Here is a 21,755-nt window from a genome sequence, read left to right on the forward strand (position 1 = left end):
CTACACCTTCGCCGTCCGTACACATTCGAAGTGTACTGACCCATCGACTCTCAAAGTGTACTGCATACGGCATGCCAATATCCAACAGTTCGCCGACAATTAGCTCATCCAGCCTCCCGAGCGGCCTCTCTTTATTCCTTTTGGTTTAATTTTGACATTCATCAACCCCTGCGCCAGTGCCTGCGGAAACTGACGAAAGCTATCCGCACCCTCGGTGTGGATGTTTTTGAGGGGCTCATCGGACCACGTGCCGCGATGTTTGCTCCATGACTTGGTATAGCCATCCAGATGAGCAATCCCCTCCTTACAACCTTCTGCATCAAACCAGACATCGCCCACCAGACAATCCCGGGTGATCTGAATGCCCTGTTGCAAATCCAACACCCGATTGACCACCACCAGATGGGTTAATCCCAGATCACTGAGCATTTTCAGCGGGCTGACATTCGCTACCGCGCCCTGACGCTCATGCCCCGCATCATGCGGCAGGTAATGCTTACCCCATAGATAACCCGTTGTTTGTAGGGCTTTTACAAAGTAAGCATAGGGTTCGCCCCAGCCTTCCAGATAACCGATAAAGCGATCCTGCAAGCCCACGCGCTGATGCAGCCAGATGCCTGTACCGTCGCTATTGCCGATATCCCAGAAGGTATTCACAGGTACACCCTGCGTATACTTGACCGTGGTGATGCGTCCTTGTTTACGCACCAAAGTCATCTGCTCCGCGTAATAACAGCCCTCACGACTCACTTGAAAAGCCTCATCGACAAAAGACGGATACTCCTGCCACATCTTTTGCGGATTGCCGCTAAAGGTCACGTCGCGCTCGGAAACATACCAGGCGCGTTGACTGGCATCGAGTGTAATACCATGAGTCGCTTCAAGATTTTCAAAGTACTGCTGATCACGGGCACTGATCACCACCATATCAGGATTGACCCGATAGTTGGGCTCATCAAACCACGGCGCGAAGTGCAAGCGATACTCCTTTTGCGCAGTCTTGCGCCCTAGTTCATGGATCTTTTTGGCAGCTTGCGTCAGGTGATAAAACTCACCGTCCTGCCCTTCAGCAGTCGATTCAATCACCACAATGCCGTTTTTCGGCACTGCGGGCAGCGAGCCTGTAACCACCTCGTGAGCCTTGATCGGCGACATATGACAAATCTTGCCAAACTCTGACACCAGCAAGCGATGGATCGTGCCGGAGCGCATCGACGTCGCGACTTTGATGGAGCTGTTGTTGTGGGCAAACAGCAGTTCGGTGGCGTTATTCCGTGCCAAAGGCAAGGCGGTACGCAGCATCTCTGGCAGATGGTCATAAGCAAACTTGATCTTATCGCGAAAGATTTTCTCCACCGCTTCGCGATCCTGCGCGATGATGCCGCAGCGCACATTGGCATTAAACAAGGCATGGTCCAGCCATAGAATGCAGATCAGTGTGGTAAAGCCGAGCTGACGTGCCTTTAAGATCAGATTGCGATACCACAGGCGCTTGATCAGGCGCTGCTGGGTACGATTGGGACGGAAGGCTTGGATCAGCGCTTCTTCGTCCTGATCACCCTTGACCATGATCTGATATAGCGCACCGGAACACACCCGCCACAGCGCATCCTGCAGACAAATCTGCATCTCCTGTAGATTCTGTGGTCGATAGTCAAAGTCCACGCCGCCGTCTGCTCTGCGCGGAATCTCAATCGTCATCAGACATTGCCTCTGCAACGACAGGAATGGATGAGCCTTGCAACTGGGTCACCAGTAAGCCCACCGGATTTTGCGCATCGCCAGAATGACGCATACTGACCGCATCGCCATATTTCTTGGGATTCATGCGCGCGAGGATCCACTTACGCGTATCTATGCGCAGCCGCGAACGGGTGATGTGATCACGGTCGAGTTTGCCATTGCTCTCTCCGTCTTCATTCACGCCATAGTCATTCGTGCCGTCATCGGCGATATCCAGGAGTTGCTCAAACATCGCATCGGCCTGCAACTCCCGTGCGCGGGCGTAGAGTTCGGCAAAGGCTTGATGCTGACGCAACCAATTCATCACGGTGGAGATCGCTGGCATATCGTCTCTACGGCAGATCGTCCGCAAGGACTCACCCTCGATCAAACGCGCACAGATCGCCTCGCAAATCTCAAGGCTGTAATCCGATGGACGGCCCAATGCCGTAACCTGCTCAACCAGATAGGGCGCTTTTACCGTTGTGCTCACTGAAAAAGCTCCCATAAAAAAGCCCACGAAGCGTGGGCGGTGATGTGTTGAATGTCGCGGTCAAGTTGACCTGAGTTTTGACAATCCTTACGTAAATTAACCGATTTAAAACATGAACAATGCCCAATCCTAACAATTCGCTCAAGATAACTACTTAATTCAGCAGTAATAAAATTAAGCATACAAGACGTCACTGCGCTTTCATACGCTGTCCATCAAATGAACATAAAACAGGACTATATTGAGTACGTGATTTATTGTTGAGGAACAAGATAATGATGAGCTTACGTATTTCTTTAAAATGTCCGCACTGTGCTAACCCGATCCCACAGCCCAAAAACTACTTTGAAAAAAGTGCTTATTTTGAGGATGTCACGTGTTCAGAATGCGGTCACCTGATTACTGAAGCGGACAAACTCAATCAGCTTAAATCTTGGGCTCTCACTGAAATGGTGGTGAATAAACCCATGCAACCCATCGGACGAACCGTCTAATCCCGCAAGTATTTCAAGCCCTTACGCCAATACTTCCATTTTGAGTAACTATTCTTTTTTAATGAGATCCCACAGTGGGGGAGTATTAAAATGACCTACTATATCAATTTTGAATGCAGAAGCTGTCAACACACCCAACCCGCCACCGCGATTGATCCAGTCGTTGACTACTATCTATCCGGTTCGGTGTGTGTCCACTGTGGCCAAGTGATTCCGACATCAACCAAACGCGCGCAGTTGAAGGATCATATCCAATCATCTTTCAGGGCGTTATCTCGTAGTGCATAAGCGCCACTTACACGCCCAGCAAAAAGCCCATCTCATATGGGCTTCTATTTTAGATCAGGGTCAATGTACATGACTCGTGCGGCGTGTAGCGCTGCCTGCGATCCACCGTCACATAATCCCGACCATCGTGCACTAGCCGTTGATCCGCTTTAAATGCAATCCACGCACCAACAATCACAGGTGGGCGACTTTCATCGTCCGCGCTAAAGAACACAAAGCGTTCGCGGTGAATCTCAATATGCTGATGATTCTGATCGATAGCACAGATTCTTTGTTGTTCAAGTTTAAACTTCATTTTTAAGTTAACTGCTACATTCCATTGAAGAAAATGTGACTCCTGTCACTGGACTTGAGCATATCACAATGCCACCGCAAATCAAGAAACGTCAGACCGTTGGCACTTCTATTAATCACCACAGACAAAATGGACAAAGATTGACCTTTTGTTCATCATAGATGATATATTTTAGCCAATGCCTTTAATCCCAGCTCGCTTTAGAATACCGATCAAACAGGGTGGTTTCATCTCCCAAAATGCGGCTTTAGACGGGTCAATGGGCTTAAAATTTGAGCGCCTATGGCACCGTTTTCGCATGTTTTTCGGTCACACCCAATGCGCTGATTAACATGCAAAGACACCGATAAGTACAATACCAAGATATGCGATCTCAAAACGGATTTATAACGACAACTGACTCATCATAAATTGAGGACGCCCCATATTAAGGCGTCACCGGGAGGACAATGTGGAGAACTTCTTTGGATTTATCTGCATGAGCTGTCAGTCCATGCAGCCTGAAACCTTTATCGACCCGACCAAGATCAAAGACCTGTCCTCATCAATCTGCGCACATTGTGGTCAAGTGATTTCCACACTCACCAAACAGACCCAACTTGATGATTACCTGAGCGCCCATACTTTCTTTCATGACGAAAAGGTCGATTTCCTCAAACTGAAAAAACGCCAGTTTTAAAGTGAGGCGCCAATAGCCAGCAATAAAAAAACCCACATCGAATGATATGGGTTCTGACGTTACGGGTTCACATCCACAGTGTGTCTAACCGTCCCTTTTATCCGTGCAGGATAGCGCGCTTGTATGAACTGTTTATGACAGTCCATGCCGCCTACTTGCGCTCAAATGCATTTGGCATTATTTTCGCATTCATAAAGACCGATTAACCTCACCCATACCCATAACAGAGGCAAAATCGGCAAAAATAAATCTAAACTTTTGATGAAATCAGGGTGGAAAATGAATAATTCATTTAATTTCATATGTTTGAGCTGTCACGAACCCCAACCCGAAATCCCTATTAGCCCCTATACCGCACGTACCATTTCAGCAGCAATCTGCACCAATTGTGGGCAAGTCATTGCCAAAGAGACTCGCCAGGCGCAGCTTGATGCCCATCTCTACAGCCAACAACAACGTCGTCGCCAACTCTGGCTCTGTTGAAGAACCCATAATGTCCCGCCAGCGCCCTCGAAATATCTGGACATACATCCACACATGACGAGGGTTGAATCACTGCTCAAAAAGTGTACTCTTTTAATTCCACTTGCTGGACCGTGCTTGCACAAGGAGTTTTAGGATGAACGAGTTTCTGATTGCTTACGATCTGACGAATCGTAATAACTATACCGATATTTGTGGTGCGATCAGTGGTTTAGACACCAATAGCTGGCCATTTTTGCACTCGACTTGGATTGCGCACAGCGACCTATCCGCTGAAGAAATCACCGCCTGCCTGCGTCCTCATATCTGCAAACAAGACAAATTGTTTGTGGTGCAACTGGCTGGAGATTGGTCATGTGTTGGTCTACCCAAGTTTTCTGCGGATTGGCTACAAGCCAACTTGTAATCCAACCCACATTTTGCAGCCGGCTTTTATGATAAAGCTACGCACCTGAAAATACAGTCTTCAGGGTATTCATCATCGCCTGCATTCTTTGCAGTCCTAAAAAAAGCCCATCTCCTTTTGCGGGATATGGGCTTTACGAAATTTTCTTTGGTTGCATTTTTAGCGCCGCATCCGTGTACGAAATCTTCTTTGAGTAAGCGCTGTGTGCGACCTTAAATTCTGGAGTGATCAGCGCTTTATCGAGCTATTTCACGGTATAGAACAAAACAACTGGCTTTTATTTACACTTCGACCAGTATGGTTAAAACATAGCACATCCTTGCTATTAACGTCAAGCCCTCGGACCAAAAAAAATACATTTAAATCGATACCATCAATTTTAAAAATTGCGGCTGAAGCAACAGCCGTGCAGCAGTCAATCCACATTTAAGCCGTATATCAAACCGTGCTACAGTCGTCACCACGCACTCTCCTTTTTCATTGACCAACTGCTGGGCTTAAGACGAGGCTCCCACCCCACAATCATGTACGCCGATTTTAGTACCATCATTCTACCCATCTTCGTCTGCTCAGGTCTGGGACTGCTGTGGGTTAAGCTCAAGCTCCCCATGCACACCGCGACCTTAAGCAGTCTGGTGTCGAACCTCGGCATTCCTTGTTTGTTGCTGTCATCGCTCAATCGTCCGGGACTCACCTTGGCGGTGCTCGGACATACGTTTCTGGCGGGCGCACTGGCGCTCTTCGGCTTTGCCTTGGTCGGCATGCTGGCACTGCGCCTAATGCAACTGCCGATCCGCAAATATCTCCCGTCTCTGATGCTCCCCAATACCGCAAACCTCGGTATCCCCATCGCACTGTTTGCACTGGGACAAGAGGGCTTGCTCTACGCCGTTGCCTTCTCAGCACTTGTCCAGATAGGTCACTACACGCTCGGGGTCTGGCTACTCTCGGGGCATGGCTCACTACGCAATATCCTCACCAGCCCGACCATCTGGGCAATCCTGGTTGCGCTGGGCATGTTGGCTACTCACACCGCCCTACCAGACAGCCTGCAGACCGTCACCCATCAACTGGGTGCCATGGCACCACCGCTGATGCTCCTAATGCTCGGTGCCTCACTGGCAGAAATTCGATTGGAAGGTTTGGGACGCGTGTTGATCCTGTCGCTGGTGCGCGTTGGCGGCGGTCTAGGCATAGGCTTGCTGGTGGCACATGGTTTGGGTTTACCGCCACTGGCGGCTTCCGCACTGATCATTCAATCCGCCATGCCCGTTGCCGTACTCAGCCATCTGATCGCACAGCATTACCAAGGCCCCAGCCGCGATATCGCCGGCATGATTCTGGTATCGACGCTGTTGGTGTTTATCGGTTTGCCGCTACTCTTGTCGCTCATTTAATGACGCTTTAAGCCCATGTTATAGACCACGGTCGAAGAATCTCTCAGCCTGTAATCCCCAATAAAAAAAGCCCCATGCATGATCAGTGCACAGGGCTTTTTTTGTTTACCTAATTCTGTATAAAAACTCTACGGATATTCTGCGTATCATCCAACACCGTCCGCAAAGACCAGCATTGCCGTAAAGTAATCCTGTCCCGCTTCAATCTTTCTCGTTCATCACACGAAATCAATCTCATCAGTCAGGTCAAAACACCCCTTGTGTCATCACAAGGTGGACCACCATTATATTGTTGTTGATTACCTCTACCTCATAACTACCACAGAACCACGCACATCCAATACTGCATCACTCCATGAGCATAAATCGTCCGACACTGGGATCGGCATACTCAAAGACATTCTTATCTACTTCCAACATGGTGATCCCATTTTGATCATAGATCAGGTTACGTGCACGTGCGTCTTTACGCTCCCAACTCTCTACTCCAAAATAGATTTCTATTTCTTTACCTTGTTTTGGATCAGCTGCTTTTCTGGCCCATTTTCTTTCCATTTTAATCACGACTCCATTTGTGATAGGAGCCACGAGACTAACAAATTGTCAAACAATTTCCAATACAAAAAAGAGACCGAGTAGTCAAAAAATTGACTAATTTGTAGCCAATGCGAACTGTATCACACAATAATCAAGAGTCCCTATTTACACCAGCCCGCCATATCCGGAATCCATGCATCATTAGGGATACGCCGCTTGGCAGCAACAGGTTCACCGCTCAGATCCTGAATCTCATAACCACAGCGCTTGGTGTTGGAGAGGGCTTTTAATTTATAGACATGATTAGCTTTGGGGGTAAAGCTAAACACCGAATGGCAGTTAAAACTCATCATATTTCCCGACATGCCTGAGACCATCAACGACAAGGCGGTTTCGGTACCTGCAGGGAGATAAAACTCACCACGGCTATCTCGATCTAAAGACAAGGCCAGATTGCTGCCCTTACACTTTTGCGTCTCACCGTGGATCTGCACCGTGGTGGGATAGCCCGCATTGACCACATTGATTTTTGCACGCGGCTGATCACTGCCCGGCTGTACATAAGTAGTCACACAACCACTCAAGGCCACAGCCAACAGAATCCCGTAAAACCCCTTACAATACGGCATGATATCCACCACAATCAGGCAATCAACCTATAGTAGCAAAAGCTTTGCAGCGCAGATAGCGACCGCTCGATATCGATCAAAAAAAAGGCATAAAAAAGCCCAGACGTTTTGGAGATCTGGGCGAAACTGAGAAAGCGGTTAGAGCAATCTCTGTATGAAACTAAGATAACACTAAACTGTACTCTGCACATCCGTATATTGTCGGACATTGCCATCGTTTTTTTGAAATATCTTTTTCGGATAACTTAACGATGGTTCAATACCTCCACAAGTTCTCACTTGGACATTTATAAGGAGATCTCAACGCCATGCTAATGCTGTATATAAACCGAAAACGAATCAAGCACCTGTACTTTGAGCTGGCTGATTTTATGCGCCTCGGTCACCGTTTTCCCGCACTGACTGCACACGGCATCCTCAAAATACGCCTGCTTTTGCAGGCTGGTTAAAGGATGCGGCACGGGGAAACCACAATACACACAACGAAACGTATAAGGCGAACGCATGATCAACTCCTTACTAACGTGAACGAGCTAGCGCGTGTTAAAGCTAATGCATCAATGATTTGATGGAAATCGCAGCTTCTACGACGTCAGGCATTGAGTTCAGATGACTATCTTGAGCAAACGAGAGATCATCAACTTGCTGACATTTCGTTTCGGTCGAAATAATTTGCCCACAGTGATCACACATCGAGCCAGATAGATAAAGACTGCTAAGCGGAAGCGACATTCGACTGAACTGTGCCGCTTGGCAGCTCGGGCATACAAACGAAATAAACTGACTCATAGCGCACTCCGATGATTCAATGCTTAACCTTAGAGAAAAAACCTACCAATTGGTCAAGCAAATATTACACCATAAATGTGAACTAGTGCTCATTATTTAATTAAATTATCTTTTGTGTCTTATGTACTGGCTACGGTACAAAAAACCCACCGTTTAGGGTGGGTTTTCTTTATTCAAAGGACACGAGCAAAAGGGTTTAGCTGCCCAGACTATGGACTTGCCATACAAACGGCAAATTCGCCGTCACATTCACATTGGTATGCATGGTAAATGACGTTGCGTTCACTGAAGTGGTGTCCAGCCAGAAGTAAGACTCGCCAGTGGCTGCGCCAGTACGACTGAACGAAATGTCCTGTGGATTTGGTGTGACAGCCAGGCCATGATTCACCGTAATATTGTTGCTGCCTGATGGAATATACTGAAAGCCTTGGTTCTGACTCCGGAATCCCACGTTACCGCTGATGTAGTTTTCCACGCCCGTACTCAGATACTGGATGCCACCATTAATATTGCCATTCAGATTATTATTCTGAATCACAATACGATCAGTAGATGCACCGACACGAATACCATAGGCCTGCAAACCGTTATATAAACGATTTTGGGCGATACACCCAATCACCGTCGTATCGGTATTGCCTGCTTGAATATCTAGTCCAAATGCCTTGCCACTTCCGGCAGTCACACTATTACTTTCAAAAGTCGTGCCTGTGCCAAAGACAGTCCGTTTGGCATTGCTGGAAACCACACAACCACTGGCACCATTGTTAAAAAACCGCGTGCCATTGAACGTAATCGAGTCCGTGGTATTCAACGTTAAACCTGCGAATCCCGTGCCTGTGCGACCACCGCTAAACCATGAAGAAACAAACGTGGACTCTACAGAATTATTGATGGTCGATCCCTGCGCCGCCGAGTCAAAGTACACTGCGGTAAAAGAACAATACGCAGGTCTTGCAGCGATCGAATTACTGGGTGAATCCATAATCAATGAATACACACCCAATAAAACATCACCATCGGTGAGATTGATCGCTTCACATTGATTATAAAGGTTCACCCCACCAGATCGACCACGCACCAGATCCCCCGCATTCAAAACAAACTGCGAACAATAGATGTCATTGACCGAATCAAACAGTAAGCCCGTGGTCTCATAGTTCAGTATCTGGAATTCAGTCGCCATCTGCGCAGAGCCGCTACTGAACCGGATCCCAATATCACAATTGCGAATAATCACGGACTTGATATTGGTGTTTGCACCACTGGAATTGATCGCGATCGCACCCGTCGTTGGCGTAACACCGCTATAAATCATCGCCAGATCTTGAATAGCGTTAAACAAACCCGTGTTATTGAATATACCGACATTCGCAACAGTTTGCAGAATCAGGGTTTTGTATTGGTTATCACCATAAATCGTAACCCCTTGTCCCGTAACATTCAGCACCGCAGAAATCTTATAATTCCCCGATGGAATATACACCGCGCCACCTGCACTAACAGCACTGATCGCGTTTTGAATAGCGGTCGTATCATCCGCAACACCATCGCCCACTGCATTGTAAGGTGCATTTTTCACATTAATAATAGCCATGACTTCATTCCTCTTGCTGGGTTAATAAAAACAAACTGCACACCGTCAGACCCGTTGTCTAAACGATGTCAAATCTCAGCCTGTACTCACACAACAAGCGTATGGGCGATCACGTCCATACGTTTGAACCACTGCTTCACAACACGTGCAAAGACACTGAGTCCGCATGTCGTCCATGCGACCGTGTCTCACGCCACAATCAACTCCCTTTTCGTCTTCCGCAGATAATCAATCATCGACGACTCAATCTCCGCCTGTACCGCGAGCAAATAATCCGTAAGCCGCGTCTCAAATGGCTCCCAGCGCGCGCGATAGCCCGACTCACACATTGTGATGCCGCCGGCTTTCATGCGATCGGCACGGGTCAGACACACGTTGGGATACAACACCTGATACAGCGCAATGCTGGCGATCCCTTCACACAGCGCCTGCAAATCAATCTTGCGGCACTTCAATCCCGACTTTTCCACCTCATGCCGTGTTTGCTGAGCCAGCAGCGCCACCATGCGCGGTTTCTCTCGTCCGGCACGCGGGTTGTGCAGCAGAAACGCCAAGTCCTGTGCCACAGGGGATAACCTTGCCAGCGCACCGCAGACATCTTCCCAATCGATATCCGCCTTACCCCCCATCGACGGACGATAGTTCTGCGTCTTGGCATTCAACTTACTCATGATCTCAATGACACTCATCGTTTCTCACTCCTCATCCCAATGCCCAATCGATAAACACAACCCTCACAGCACCCCTCGCTCAATCAGCAGCAGCTCCACCATCGCCAAGAGCATATGCCGCGCACGCAAAAGCTCCGCCGTCTCTTTCACCTTCTTGATAAACCAAGCCTCCGAAGCTGCGCGATAGCCCGTCGGGTCATATTCCAGATGCACCTTGCCGCACAGTGGTATGGTGAACTCGTCACTGGCGAGTGCATCTTTACGGTGCCCATGTGCCGGATTTCTGGAATGGGCTGGTGCAACCCCACCGGCTCCGCAGATGCAGCACGGCAATGACCGTATGAGGGTCAAATGCATCGTTGACCGAAAATACTCAAAATCTGGATCGACTTTTTCTACACGACTATTCATTCCCCCCCCCTAAGCCATTTTTATGCTTCAATTTTTCTTCATGCTCACGTGAATACACTGACCCGCAATACAGCCCCATATAGTCACTGATCACCCGTTTGGCCTCATCAAAGCCATAGCACACGGCGGTCTGATAACCGTTTGCAGCGAGACGCGCCAGCACAATCTTCTGCAAAGGCGATACCACTCCCTGACGTGCTTTTAGCTCGATAAACAAACCATGAAAACCCTGCCGCGGCACATAGATCTGAAAATCCGGAAAGCCTGCCTGTGTGCCCATCTCCTTAAACTTCGCCCCCTCGCGCGGCGAACGTTTACCGCCATTGGGACTGTGATGCATCACATCAGACAACTTGCCATCGCCCCAGTTCATCATCCGCGCCCACTGCATCACCAGGCGATGCTCATGGTCCTCACGGGCTGGACGCGGAGACTTCAGTTTAAAGCCATCCAACTGTACCGCACGCGACTCACTGGCACTCAGTTTCATGCTCGGCACTCCTTCCCCATCTGCCCACGCATCTGTGCAATCGCCTGTGCCGCACACGCTTGCCGTGCCGCTTTTTGCGCCGCAGTTTCGGGTTCAAAAATGCTCTTGGGCGCAGCGATGGCCTTGGGAATCGCAAAGCGTGCACCACCCATATACTCACCCTTAACCGCCTTATACACCTCCATAAACACCGGACGCATTTGCGACTCCGCTTTATGGCGCATATCCCAAAAGCCAATCCGCCGCACCGTCTCATATACCAGAGGATCTGTGATTCGCTCATCCCCCGCCCTGCGGTAGGCTTCCAGATCACTCAGGAACTCCCCCTCAAAACACCACGCCAACAGTGTCGGAATCGATGGACAGAAATCACAGCTCGACGTGCTAATGCGTTTAAAGCACCGTGCCAACTGCTCAGGGCTCACCGCGCGAAACGACGCACAGATCGTCTCTTCCAGCATCGCAGGCTGAACACCCGCCCACTTGCGGTTAAACTCCGCACCATAAAACGACTTAAGCCGCTCAATAAAACCCCGAGCCTGTAGCGCAGTAAACCCTTGTGCACCAGATGCATGCGACGATGCTGCGTGACCTTGCGCGGATTGCGACAAGCTAAGCTTAAACATAGCGGATCCCCTCAATCCCATCCCAGTGCTGCGGCGTGACATCGATCAGCGCGGCTGACTTAGTTCCCGCATAAGCCACAGACGACTGCTCGGCAAAGTATTGATCCCAAGCCGACTGCGCCGTCCTGCGTGCAGGTTGGGATGCTTGACGCACCACGATCTCATCCAGCCATGCCTTTTGATTCAGGTAAGTTTCCGGATTCTTGCGAAACGCCTTATCCGGCTGCGCCAGCTTGTACTGCCGCACATGCTGCATGATCAGTTCACGCTCAGCATCTGTCAGACGTTGCCACTTCCTAACGCAAGCTTTAGGCTGAACCTTCTTGTCATACAAATCCCAAAACGTCTCAAAAGGAATGTTTAACGCATGACCTACCACCACTGGCGTAGCCGTTTGCGTTGCTATGGGCTGATCAATACCGACATGACTGGCATGGGCTTGGCTCACTTGGACTGGATCATCTGCGATTTGCATGCCGCAGCGCTCTGTACCTGCCCCTGTAGCGTTTGAGCATGCAAGCCATGAATCCTGCGCATGACCCTCGATCAAAAACACCTCCTGATCACTCTCAGCATACGCATCATCCTGTATCTCCGATGGCACAGCCTGTGCCGTCCAATCATCATTCAAAGAATCAGGAATCCAGCTAAAGGGATCAGGAATCAGAGAATCAGGAATCAGGTTAAAGGAATCAGGAATCAGAGAATCAGCAGGGTTAGACTCAGACCAACCCGGGGCTTGCCTCAGGTTGGTCTGGGGCTGTCCAGAACTCAAGGTTTGCTCAGCTTGAGGCGGTTTAGGAATTACCGACTGCGCCTCCTTATAATGTGGATTCTGGTGCTTGTCGAACTTACAGATATGAATGTACTTCGCACCCTCAGCCGTATAACGCTCCAAAAAACCCGCCCCCGTCAGATCATCCAACAGCGCATCGATATCAATCGAATCGGCCGGAAACAACGACATCTTGATCTTCTTCGGACGATCTTCCAGATAACCCTCGCGATCCGCTAAAGTCCATAAGCCGATAAACAACAAGCGCGCTGCAAAACACAACTCGATCAACTCATCATTAAAAAAGAATGACGGTTTAATGTTTCTCGCTCTAGCCATGATCCACCTCCGCTCTGCCGATCGCCTCAATTACCCCCTCATCCCATGCCTCATAGTCATCCCATGACTCATCCAACAGCTCAGTCATATGCACACTATCGAGTGCCGACAACGCATGGGCAGTCCCTTGGTCATCGCCCCAATCACCCACCTCAAAATCCAGATCGATACTCATCGCGCCTCTCCACGCTTTACCTCAGAATGTTTTACAAAAAGATATTGAAAATAGTCATTTTCAAAGCCTTTAAGCAGTTGATCCACCATACCTTTCATGCTTTAATCGCCTTTCTGCATTGCATAGCATGTCTGCAGAACCCCTTGGTCATGGCCTAGCCACTGACTTTCGAACCCGGCGGCAACGTTCGGGTTTTTTATTGCCCGGGGCATGGCTTCCCATGCCGTATTCATCTTTGCTCCACAGTCGCATGCTGTCATTTGAACTGTCCGGCATCCCCACCATCGGTGCAGGAATTTGCTCATGCCCCCAGTTCATGAGCATTTTTTTGAAAATTTGCAGTGATTCACTAAACTTGCGAATCGCATCCACAATCTCTCCACATCGCTATGCTCTAATCCTCTGGTCTTGTCCTGTCGCCTAATGGGGACAAGAATTAGCCCAACGACCCCAAATCTTGGGCTTTTTTTTCGTCTGTCAAAAACGACCACTTGGTTCATTTATGCTTGCACCATTTTGGCAATGTGCTTAAATGCACTCGTCCTGTTGTCTAACACATGCATACAGAACACTTGCCCACGTCCCAAAGCGTGGGCATTTTATTGGGCGACGTTTAGTCATCCCCTTATTTCCCCATCGCATCTATCCGCCTAAAATCAACAAATGCAGCGTTATGAATGTTTTATTTTTCCGATGTGACAAATTTTGACCATTTGGTTCATTTTCACTTGCAAAGCCATTCATAACGTGATGTAATTCTCACTTACTTGTTTGTCCCCAAACTAAACAGACAAGATTTTTAGCTCATGCTCCCCCGGCGTGGGCTTTTTTTTGTCTGGTGCGTAGCCTTTATGGAAACCAACCAGTCGCAATAAGCCCAAACCAGAAACCTAAAAAGAAACTGTCAAACTCGCATCCCCTGACGCTTAGGATCACCCACCACAAACTTCAGCTTGCCACCCGACTCCCCTGGGCGAAACGAACGGGTGCGTCCACCTTGGACAATATGTTGTTGAAACAACGCTTCCAGCTCATGGCTCAATGCATGCTTGGCAGGATTGTGATGTAATTTGATCATCGTCAGGCTCCGGTTTAGTTTCCACTGGTCAACTCATTAGTTTCCGTTAGTAAACCACAAGTTTCTTTAAGTGTCAATTAATTCGTTTACTCTTGGAAACTATTAGCGCAACCCTTGTCGCGCGCTGGAGAATCCTCGTGCAAACCATTTCTGATCGAATCAAAGAGCGCATGACCACGCTCGGCATCAAGCAAGTCGATATCGTCCGCGAAACCCATGTCGGCAAAGGCGCGGTGTCCAAATGGTTATCGGGATTGAATACCCCAAACGGTGAGAACCTCACTGCGCTAAGTCGTCTCCTGCAAGTCAGCGCCGATTGGTTGCTGACCGGCAACAACTCAGCCAGCAAAACGCAAATCCCAGTAGAAAGCTGGGACAGCGATACACCGATTGACGACGACGAAGTCGCCATTCCGTTTTATAAGGACTTTTTGTTAGCCTGCGGATCAGGCGCAGTGGGAGAAGCATTGAATTCAGAAACAAGACGGCTACGTTTAAGTCTCACGACTTTAAAAGCCGCTGGTGTAGAACCGGAGAACGCCGTAGCGATGACCGCCTTAGGCAACTCCAACTTTCCAGATATCAAAGACAAAGCGACGGTCTATGTGGATTTAGGATTTACCAGAATTGTCGATGGCTGCGTGTATGCCATTGATCATGGCGGCGTATTCAAGTTTAAGTACTTGTACAACTTGCCCAAGGGCGGTGTGCGGGTGGTGAGTAAGAATGACGCTGAGTATCCTGAGGAGCGCCTAACTGCGGAAGAAATCGTTGAGCAGGAGTTTAAGATTCTTGGTTATGCGTTTGACGTGCAGAATCCGTTGCCGAGAAGGTTTTGAGGGATTAAGTGCAATGGCTGTCATTGCACCTTACTTCACGCCAAAGTGATTAAGGCATTAAGATGACCCGATTAGAGCAATATCAACGCGTTGAGTCTCTCTTTGATGAACTGTTGATTTTATTTAATAGCACTTTTTTAAAACCAGAAATATTAGCCCTTAGAGCTAATCCCCTTTAACACTCATCAACTTAAAACAAATAACCCAAGAAGGAGCGTAAATAATTAAAGAAAAAATTGTTGAAATAAAAATTATAAAAATATTAAATTTATGTATTAAAAAAGAATCATAGTACCATGAAAAAATATCAAAAATTAATATGACAACTAATGCCAAATACCCAAACCATTTTTTTCGACTATCTATCCCTATATTTAAAACATATAAAATCATAAAAAATATAGCACAACCATGTATTTTAGACTCTAGAGCGGTTATCGATTGCGGATATGCATGAGGGGAGAATCCAAGTACATCGTAAAAATAAACCCCTGCATAAATAAACAAATAACTAAATATTAAAATACGTTTCATTCTTAAAAGGCTCATTGTAAATGATCAATCATCTATTCTTTGAATACAATCAAGCATAGGAAGTGTAAACCCTAGCGCATTGCACCCTTGCATTCAATTCTTCTGATACAGCGCCGACTCGAAATACACACAAGCATCGTGCTTGTCTGAAATCAATGTCACACCCAGAGTAAACGTAGGATGGGTTTTAACCCATCAACCAGTATTCAACTCTAAAACTGTATTATTTCATCGCTTTACCCTTTTAAAAAGCCCATCAATAACAGCAAAGCTAGGTCGCAATAAGCCCAAACGCATTACTACAAGCTCAATATACATTCACGACACCTGATTGAAATCACGTGTCTGATACCGTTGATGGGTTAAAGCCCATCCTACACTTGCTACCCCACGCTTACCGAATCAATAAGCCTTCAGTCCATGCCATTGATTTTTTAAAACTAAACCATAAGACACCCAACCACTTGGATACTGTAAGTCAGTTTTAAAGATGATGCCTTTTTTATTTGCCAACTCCTCTGTGACCAGATGAAGTTGAAGAAGATAAGGTTCTAATGCGTTTAAAAGCTCGTCCTGATTTGAAAGGTCTGCACGGATATCTGTTTTAGTTTTATTAATAAAAACCTGACCATCGATCTCATGAATCACATCGTAATAATAATCTTCATAGCCACAAATATTATGAATTTGGACAATGTGACCTATGATTTTAAGCTTAGGCAGATCGGCAATTTTACTCCAGCCAATATCCCGACTCCATTCTTCACCCTCAATGTGTTGACTCGTTAAATAAGTAGGCGCGTAGCTATAACTAGGGGCGTAGCTGGAATGCCCGTCCGAAACTAAATAGAAATCGCGTGCAATATGCTGCGTTTGAAAATCACTTCCTTTAAAGGGTAACTCTAGCTGTTCGGAATACGCTTTATTGTTTAGCACTAAAATGCCTTGCGCCAGACGATATTGATCAGGTTTGTAGGAAGATAGCGTATAGAGCATCACCTCCTTACCGTCATCCTTAGCCACATAAATAGAATGTCGATCTTTATAGTATCGCCAGCCATATCTCGCACTTTCATCCTCAGTCGTATTTTGGATAGGTTCTAAAGTCTTATAATCTTCTGCCCCTACAATCGGTCTCTCAAAAAAAAAGGCGTGGTTTCCATCAGACCCAAATCGTAATACTGAATAAATGTCTTGAGTCTGTACAATCTCTTTATAATCTTTCGCTAAATTGACTTCTTGCTTCCGAAACCCGTCTGTCGCTATGGTTTGATGCGTTTCTTCAGAATATTCATAATGAAATTGAGGCAGAGGCGGCATACAAGCCAGCGCTTTTTGAAAAAGAGCCCCTGTCGCCAGCAATACGATCAAAGATATTTTATGCATCCGCAACATAGATTGCTCCATTGCATGCCCAGTAATTTTTAGTGAGCATAAATCAAATATAAAGTATTTTCTAAACTTAAACAGCCAAGCACGTTTAAATTAATATTCCTCTATAACTCAGCAGAATTGATTATTTGCCAAGCCAAGAGAGAAAGCAGATATTTCGAAGCACATAAATTGACCAAACAGTCAATTATTTTCTTAGGAGTGTGCATTATGAAATTGGCTTTCATCATGGTCGCTTTATTGTCTACAGCTTCCTTTACAGTACACGGAGCGGGCTTAGAGAGCTCTGGGAATCAAAGTTTTAACCCGAGCTTATATCCCAGTATTAAAGCGTCAAAACATGGCGTTGTCGTCATCGGTAAAAGCTCTAAGACTTATGCGATATCCGATACAAACAACAAGAAAAGAACCGTTTTTGAATATGATGGGGATGCTCAAATCAACTTTAGCAACGATCTGCTTCTGACCTCTGATCATGCTCTAGATGACCCTGAAAAATCAAAAATTACAGCCAAATACCTGACGATTGTCAGCGTTAGCCAATCGAGTCAGATTCATACCACGCAAGGCCAAACCTTACCTGTTGAACACGGCAGTACATTAACCGCATCTCATGGAAAGTTATTTTTTAATGGCGCGCCCGTACAAGACAACACTTATAAATATACGCTTAAAGATAAGACGCTAGTCGCCCTGACACCTGAAGATAACGCCATAGCAGTCACTTACTCTATAGCACAGTCTGACACTGCTTCGACTCATGCCCTCAATCACGTGCACTCATCGTAACTCAAGCATTTCAAAGTTCGATCACGCCGACCCTCAAACCTCCTTCAAAAACCCCAACACCGCCTCCAGAAAAACATCACTCCAATCGCCGCCAGCTTTTCTACAATGAACAATTTAGCACTTAAGTACTAAATTGAGTCAAAAAACAGCTATTGTTTAGTACTATAATACCAATATGAATTAATATCGATCACATGCATCTTCTTTTCTGAGCCGCCATTTAGCACTCATGCAACGAATTGAGCATATTGATTGTTTTTTACACATATAAGCATTACTATACTTAATTATATGATTTAATTTCATTACTCTGGCATTAAAATTCCATTATGAAGCGAAAATGTACAGTCCAAATATTTAAAAATAATCTGTGGATGAATATCGCCGTTATTGAGTGTGCAGAACCTGAAATCCTCGGCGTGAACTCCCCTGCAACCGTCATCTATATATCGGATTATGCTTACGATGAATTTGAACGTCGCGATGCGGCAGCGCTTTCATACCGTATTCCTGTTGATATTGCACCAATGCACTTCCAAAAGTGGCCGCCATTTTTAATCGATCTTTTGCCACAGGGTTTTGGGCGTCACGAGTTGCTCAAGTATCTACAACTTCGGACCAGCGCCGAAATGACAGGGGACTGGCCTTTATTACTCGCTGGTGCTGGCAATCCCATAGGGCACTTAAGAATTCTGGATGCCTTCCAATGGCTCAATGAAAAAAGCAGTGAGGATCACCTTCCCATTCAAGGCTTTACCCGCGATGATATTATCAATCGTCATGAGGGTTTTCTGGAAAGTTTGGCACCCTATGGACTATTCATCACAGGGTCTTCGGGCGTACAAGGCGCTTGGCCCAAATTGTTACTCACGGAATCTGACGATGGACTGTTTTATCTGGATCATGTCCTGCCAGATCACACCGCGAAGAAACACTGGCTCGTCAAGTTCTTCAGGGGTGACAACGAGAACATGAAGCGGATCTTCATGGCTGAAGAACCCTACATGCGCTTAGCGCACTTTTTAGGACTGAGAGTTTTTGGCATGCTTGAACGACAAGGCAATGCACTCTTTATCCCCCGTTTCGATCGAACGGTTACAGATGGCACAGTAGAGCGACATGCGCAAGAAAGTATTGCCGTACTCTGCGGATATTCAGGATTCGGCGCCCTCATTAGCCACAATGAAATTTGTCGGAATCTCGCCAAGGCATGCACAGACCCGATCACAGAAATAATCGAATATCTGAAACGTGATATCGCAAACGTGATTCTAGGCAATAGAGATAACCATAGCCGAAATACCGCCATCACAAGAAGCTGGCAAGGTCACATCGCACTGACGCCCCTCTTTGATTTTGCACCGATGTGGTTGCACCCAGACGGGATCAGTCGTGACTCGCGCTGGGCGCGCGATGATGGCGGAGCTCCCAAATGGGCTTCGGTCATTGCGCAAATCGAAGCAGAAACGGACATACCCGCTTCTGACTTGCGCAATGTGCTGATCGATTGGCTGCCTACGTTGGAAAGACTTGAGTTACAACTCGACATAGAGAACATCGACGTCGGGATTCAAGAATACTGTAGACCACGTATCCAAGAGACCTGTAGACAAATTAAGGAACTTCAACATGGATAAGCGATTTAAACCGCAAACGCCAGAGCAGGAATACGAAAAACGGATTAATTTGACCAAAGTCATTAAAGCGAATCCAGACTGGACGATTGCTCAGATTGTCACTTATATCCGTAGCGAACTGCACCTGACACTCAAAGAAATGTCAAAGTTCTGCAAAGTCAGCGAAAAAACCCTGCAAAAACTTGAGGATGGTTTTGATAATCCGACCCTCGACACGCTAAATCGTGTCTTAGGGCGCTTTGGGATGAAGATGGGTGTCGTCTTTATCGAATGATGTCATCAGGATCAGAAATAATGCCAGAACAACCGATAGTGATACATACTACGCCCTCAAACCTCCTTCAAAAACCCTAACACCGCATCCAGAAAAACATCATTCTGATCACCAGCCACCATGTGACCTGCACCGCTCACATCCACCACACGGGCATGCGGGATACGGCGTTTAAACTCATCGAGATTGTCTCGACTCACCACATCACTCTCACTCCCCCGTACCAGCAAAATCGGCTGCGTCAATTGCTCAATCACCTGATACAGACGCTCGCTATGCGCCTCATCATGATGCGGACCTTGCAGTTGTCGCTGCTCAATCACACCGCGCAACATGTTGGGGTCCCAATGCCAATACCAGCGCCCATCCGCATGGCGGCGCAAATTCCTCGTCAATGAATCACTATTAGCACGCTGACTACGATGCGGCTGATAAGCCGCCACCGCTGCCCCTGCCTCATCCAGCGACGCAAAGCCATCCAAATGCGCGGTCATAAAATTTAAAATCCGCTTAATCCCTTCAGGATTAGCACGCGGTGTAATATCCACCAGCACCAGCGCAGCAGAGACCTCCTCAATCGCATTGGCCAGCAATGCCGTTTGACCACCCAGAGATGCCCCGACGATCACCGGCTTTTGCTTCAATGTTTTGATGATCGAGAGCGCATCAGCCGTAAAGTCCTCAGATTGATAGTGTCCTGCGACCCAATCGCTATCCCCATGACCACGTAAATCCACCGCCCATGCTCGCCACCCGAGCTCGCCCACAACCTCCCCAGCACGTCCCCATGCATGACGTGTCTGACCACCGCCATGAAAAAACAGGATCGGTCGTCCATCCACTGGGCCAAACGCAGAGTAAGCCAATCGATTACCCGCAGGCGTTGTAAAATAAAGCGTGGTCATAAACGTCTCTCAGAAATGGTTTTATACCGCGGTATCAAAGGTAGGCTTAATGATTACTTTTCACTGGAAGGGTTAAGCATAACTCCCGATCCAGAGGAAGTCAGTAAACATAGCGTTCAATCAACTCAAACCCATTGCTCACCCTCACCAAATGCACCCTGTTATAAACATTCGCATATCATCCCTCTCAACCTCTAACAAAACTACAACATTCAAAAAAACATCCTTCAAGTAACTTCGACCTTGATAGATATTTTACCATTTGGTCAGTAATTTCATGCAGAGTACTCATCCTGATCTGCATGAAACTATTTCGTGGTACTTCATCTATCGATGATCCATTCAATGCTTTTCTTCTTTTAATCCTTGGAGATTGTTATGCAAGAACTGACAACGTATGAAATTGAAAGAGTCACTGGTGCCAATCTCGGCTCCGAGGTCGGCGGTTTCGCAGGATCACTCATCGGTGGAACCATTGGTGGGATAGCCCTCGGAACCGCAGGTGGTGTCTTCGGATCAATCATTCCCATTCTAGGCACTGCCGTAGGAGCAGGTGTAGGTGCCACCATCGGCACGACCGTTGGTGACAAAGTCGGTGATTTTGCCGGCAACAAAATTGGTGGGGCGATTGACAGCCTACTGCACCTACCTTGGTAAACATCATTTTTTATCGATGAGGAGATACACATGCAAGAACTTACACGTTATGAAATAGACGCCGTTTCTGGTGGCAACTTAGGAAACTGGATCGGTGGGGCACTGGGTGGCGTTGTTGGCGCTGCGGCTGGCGGTGTGGTCGGCGGCGCGATTGGTGGTGCGATCGGATCCATCGCAGGATCACTAATTCCCGTGGTGGGTACGGCGATCGCTGGTGCTGGCTTAGGCACACTGGGTGGCACCATCGGTACTACAGTTGGCGGTATAGTCGGTGCTTATGAAGGCAATAAAATTGGCGGTGCGATTGATAGCGCCCTACACCTACCGTTCTAGTCTATAGGTCGGTACTCATCT

General features: G+C 47.3%; 31 protein-coding genes. 12 read left to right on the forward strand and 19 right to left on the reverse strand.

The window, feature by feature from the left end:
• Positions 1-99: 99 nt before the first annotated feature.
• A complete protein-coding gene (locus HYN46_RS14095; RefSeq protein ID WP_228254819.1) occupies positions 100-1,701 on the reverse strand; it encodes a terminase in 1,602 nt (533 codons plus the stop codon).
• Complete coding sequence (locus HYN46_RS14100) at positions 1,691-2,215, reverse strand: terminase small subunit-like protein (RefSeq protein WP_114899977.1); 525 nt, start codon at positions 2,213-2,215, stop codon at positions 1,691-1,693. Before HYN46_RS14100 ends, HYN46_RS14095 begins: the two co-directional genes overlap by 11 nt.
• Positions 2,216-2,490: 275 nt before the next feature.
• Between HYN46_RS14100 and HYN46_RS14105 the strand changes: the two genes are divergently transcribed.
• Positions 2,491-2,709 (forward strand): hypothetical protein, encoded by a 219-nt coding sequence (locus HYN46_RS14105; protein ID WP_114899978.1) that lies wholly within the window; start codon positions 2,491-2,493, stop codon positions 2,707-2,709.
• 90 nt (positions 2,710-2,799) lie between these two features.
• The gene (locus HYN46_RS17335; protein ID WP_162818217.1) at positions 2,800-2,997 is read left to right on the forward strand and encodes a hypothetical protein; all 198 of its coding nucleotides are present in this window, start codon (positions 2,800-2,802) and stop codon (positions 2,995-2,997) included.
• A gap of 49 nt (positions 2,998-3,046) precedes the next feature.
• Here HYN46_RS17335 and HYN46_RS14110 read toward each other — a convergent pair whose 3' ends face one another.
• Positions 3,047-3,292, reverse strand: coding sequence for a hypothetical protein (locus HYN46_RS14110; RefSeq protein WP_114899979.1), 246 nt, complete (start codon positions 3,290-3,292; stop codon positions 3,047-3,049).
• A 478-nt stretch (positions 3,293-3,770) separates the two neighbouring features.
• Between HYN46_RS14110 and HYN46_RS14115 the strand changes: the two genes are divergently transcribed.
• The 4 genes from HYN46_RS14115 (at position 3,771) to HYN46_RS14125 (ending at position 6,257) form a co-directional block, all read left to right on the forward strand.
• Positions 3,771-3,971, forward strand: coding sequence for a hypothetical protein (locus tag HYN46_RS14115; RefSeq protein ID WP_114899980.1), 201 nt, complete (start codon positions 3,771-3,773; stop codon positions 3,969-3,971).
• 279 nt (positions 3,972-4,250) lie between these two features.
• A complete protein-coding gene (locus HYN46_RS17340; protein WP_162818218.1) occupies positions 4,251-4,454 on the forward strand; it encodes a hypothetical protein in 204 nt (67 codons plus the stop codon).
• Positions 4,455-4,590: 136 nt separating this feature from the next.
• Entirely contained in the window at positions 4,591-4,860 is a 270-nt protein-coding gene (locus tag HYN46_RS14120) for a hypothetical protein (RefSeq protein ID WP_114899981.1), read from the forward strand.
• 524 nt (positions 4,861-5,384) lie between these two features.
• The gene (locus HYN46_RS14125) at positions 5,385-6,257 is read left to right on the forward strand and encodes an AEC family transporter (RefSeq protein WP_114899982.1); all 873 of its coding nucleotides are present in this window, start codon (positions 5,385-5,387) and stop codon (positions 6,255-6,257) included.
• A 348-nt stretch (positions 6,258-6,605) separates the two neighbouring features.
• On the opposite strand, the gene HYN46_RS14130 is transcribed toward HYN46_RS14125, so the two are convergent.
• The 13 genes from HYN46_RS14130 to HYN46_RS17350 all read right to left on the reverse strand — a co-directional run bounded on the left by HYN46_RS14130 (position 6,606) and on the right by HYN46_RS17350 (position 14,374).
• Complete coding sequence (locus HYN46_RS14130) at positions 6,606-6,812, reverse strand: hypothetical protein (protein ID WP_114899983.1); 207 nt, start codon at positions 6,810-6,812, stop codon at positions 6,606-6,608.
• Between the two features lie 143 nt (positions 6,813-6,955).
• Positions 6,956-7,423 carry a hypothetical protein gene (locus HYN46_RS14135; RefSeq protein WP_162818219.1) on the reverse strand — a complete coding sequence of 156 codons (468 nt, stop codon included), beginning with the start codon at positions 7,421-7,423 and terminating at the stop codon, positions 6,956-6,958.
• 311 nt (positions 7,424-7,734) lie between these two features.
• A complete protein-coding gene (locus HYN46_RS17345; protein WP_162818220.1) occupies positions 7,735-7,929 on the reverse strand; it encodes a hypothetical protein in 195 nt (64 codons plus the stop codon).
• Between the two features lie 43 nt (positions 7,930-7,972).
• Positions 7,973-8,212 (reverse strand): hypothetical protein, encoded by a 240-nt coding sequence (locus HYN46_RS14140; RefSeq protein ID WP_114899985.1) that lies wholly within the window; start codon positions 8,210-8,212, stop codon positions 7,973-7,975.
• Positions 8,213-8,408: 196 nt separating this feature from the next.
• Positions 8,409-9,809 carry a glycosyl hydrolase family 28-related protein gene (locus tag HYN46_RS14145; RefSeq protein ID WP_114899986.1) on the reverse strand — a complete coding sequence of 467 codons (1,401 nt, stop codon included), beginning with the start codon at positions 9,807-9,809 and terminating at the stop codon, positions 8,409-8,411.
• A gap of 188 nt (positions 9,810-9,997) precedes the next feature.
• A complete protein-coding gene (locus HYN46_RS14150) occupies positions 9,998-10,498 on the reverse strand; it encodes a hypothetical protein (RefSeq protein ID WP_114899987.1) in 501 nt (166 codons plus the stop codon).
• A gap of 45 nt (positions 10,499-10,543) precedes the next feature.
• A complete protein-coding gene (locus HYN46_RS14155; RefSeq protein ID WP_114899988.1) occupies positions 10,544-10,891 on the reverse strand; it encodes a DUF968 domain-containing protein in 348 nt (115 codons plus the stop codon).
• On the reverse strand, positions 10,884-11,381 hold the full coding sequence (locus tag HYN46_RS14160; protein ID WP_114899989.1) for a VRR-NUC domain-containing protein: 498 nt from the start codon (positions 11,379-11,381) through the stop codon (positions 10,884-10,886). Before HYN46_RS14160 ends, HYN46_RS14155 begins: the two co-directional genes overlap by 8 nt.
• Positions 11,378-12,007, reverse strand: a complete 630-nt coding sequence (locus HYN46_RS14165) for a hypothetical protein (protein WP_114899990.1) — start codon at positions 12,005-12,007, stop codon at positions 11,378-11,380. The genes HYN46_RS14160 and HYN46_RS14165 overlap by 4 nt, the downstream gene beginning before the upstream one ends.
• Entirely contained in the window at positions 12,000-13,121 is a 1,122-nt protein-coding gene (locus tag HYN46_RS14170) for a hypothetical protein (RefSeq protein ID WP_114899991.1), read from the reverse strand. The genes HYN46_RS14165 and HYN46_RS14170 overlap by 8 nt, the downstream gene beginning before the upstream one ends.
• Entirely contained in the window at positions 13,114-13,296 is a 183-nt protein-coding gene (locus HYN46_RS14175) for a hypothetical protein (RefSeq protein WP_114899992.1), read from the reverse strand. The genes HYN46_RS14170 and HYN46_RS14175 overlap by 8 nt, the downstream gene beginning before the upstream one ends.
• 147 nt (positions 13,297-13,443) lie before the next feature.
• Positions 13,444-13,668 (reverse strand): hypothetical protein, encoded by a 225-nt coding sequence (locus HYN46_RS14180; RefSeq protein WP_162818221.1) that lies wholly within the window; start codon positions 13,666-13,668, stop codon positions 13,444-13,446.
• Positions 13,669-14,200: 532 nt separating this feature from the next.
• Positions 14,201-14,374 (reverse strand): hypothetical protein, encoded by a 174-nt coding sequence (locus HYN46_RS17350; protein ID WP_162818222.1) that lies wholly within the window; start codon positions 14,372-14,374, stop codon positions 14,201-14,203.
• Positions 14,375-14,511: 137 nt separating this feature from the next.
• On the opposite strand from HYN46_RS17350, the gene HYN46_RS14185 reads away from it, so the two are divergent.
• Entirely contained in the window at positions 14,512-15,213 is a 702-nt protein-coding gene (locus tag HYN46_RS14185) for a S24 family peptidase (RefSeq protein ID WP_228254820.1), read from the forward strand.
• A 165-nt stretch (positions 15,214-15,378) separates the two neighbouring features.
• Here the strand turns inward: HYN46_RS14185 and HYN46_RS14190 are convergent, their stop codons facing one another.
• Positions 15,379-15,747: a hypothetical protein gene (locus tag HYN46_RS14190; protein WP_114899994.1), complete on the reverse strand. Its 369-nt coding sequence runs from the start codon at positions 15,745-15,747 to the stop codon at positions 15,379-15,381.
• 402 nt (positions 15,748-16,149) lie between these two features.
• Positions 16,150-17,142: a hypothetical protein gene (locus HYN46_RS14195; protein ID WP_114899995.1), complete on the reverse strand. Its 993-nt coding sequence runs from the start codon at positions 17,140-17,142 to the stop codon at positions 16,150-16,152.
• A gap of 207 nt (positions 17,143-17,349) precedes the next feature.
• Here HYN46_RS14195 and HYN46_RS14200 point away from each other — a divergent pair, with 207 nt between their 5' ends.
• The 3 genes from HYN46_RS14200 to HYN46_RS14210 all read left to right on the forward strand — a co-directional run bounded on the left by HYN46_RS14200 (position 17,350) and on the right by HYN46_RS14210 (position 19,839).
• Positions 17,350-17,928 (forward strand): hypothetical protein, encoded by a 579-nt coding sequence (locus HYN46_RS14200; RefSeq protein ID WP_114899996.1) that lies wholly within the window; start codon positions 17,350-17,352, stop codon positions 17,926-17,928.
• Positions 17,929-18,257: 329 nt separating this feature from the next.
• Complete coding sequence (locus HYN46_RS14205; RefSeq protein ID WP_114899997.1) at positions 18,258-19,565, forward strand: type II toxin-antitoxin system HipA family toxin; 1,308 nt, start codon at positions 18,258-18,260, stop codon at positions 19,563-19,565.
• Complete coding sequence (locus HYN46_RS14210; RefSeq protein ID WP_114899998.1) at positions 19,558-19,839, forward strand: helix-turn-helix domain-containing protein; 282 nt, start codon at positions 19,558-19,560, stop codon at positions 19,837-19,839. Before HYN46_RS14205 ends, HYN46_RS14210 begins: the two co-directional genes overlap by 8 nt.
• Before the next feature lie 56 nt (positions 19,840-19,895).
• On the opposite strand, the gene HYN46_RS14215 is transcribed toward HYN46_RS14210, so the two are convergent.
• Positions 19,896-20,744 (reverse strand): alpha/beta fold hydrolase, encoded by an 849-nt coding sequence (locus tag HYN46_RS14215; RefSeq protein WP_114899999.1) that lies wholly within the window; start codon positions 20,742-20,744, stop codon positions 19,896-19,898.
• Positions 20,745-21,122: 378 nt separating this feature from the next.
• Between HYN46_RS14215 and HYN46_RS14220 the strand changes: the two genes are divergently transcribed.
• Both HYN46_RS14220 and HYN46_RS14225 read left to right on the forward strand, forming a co-directional pair.
• Positions 21,123-21,401: a hypothetical protein gene (locus HYN46_RS14220; RefSeq protein ID WP_114900000.1), complete on the forward strand. Its 279-nt coding sequence runs from the start codon at positions 21,123-21,125 to the stop codon at positions 21,399-21,401.
• Positions 21,402-21,431: 30 nt separating this feature from the next.
• Positions 21,432-21,734, forward strand: a complete 303-nt coding sequence (locus HYN46_RS14225; protein WP_114900001.1) for a hypothetical protein — start codon at positions 21,432-21,434, stop codon at positions 21,732-21,734.
• The last annotated feature ends 21 nt before the right edge of the window (positions 21,735-21,755 follow it).

The sequence above is a fragment of the Aquirhabdus parva genome (assembly GCF_003351745.1).
GTDB lineage: Bacteria > Pseudomonadota > Gammaproteobacteria > Pseudomonadales > Moraxellaceae > Aquirhabdus > Aquirhabdus parva.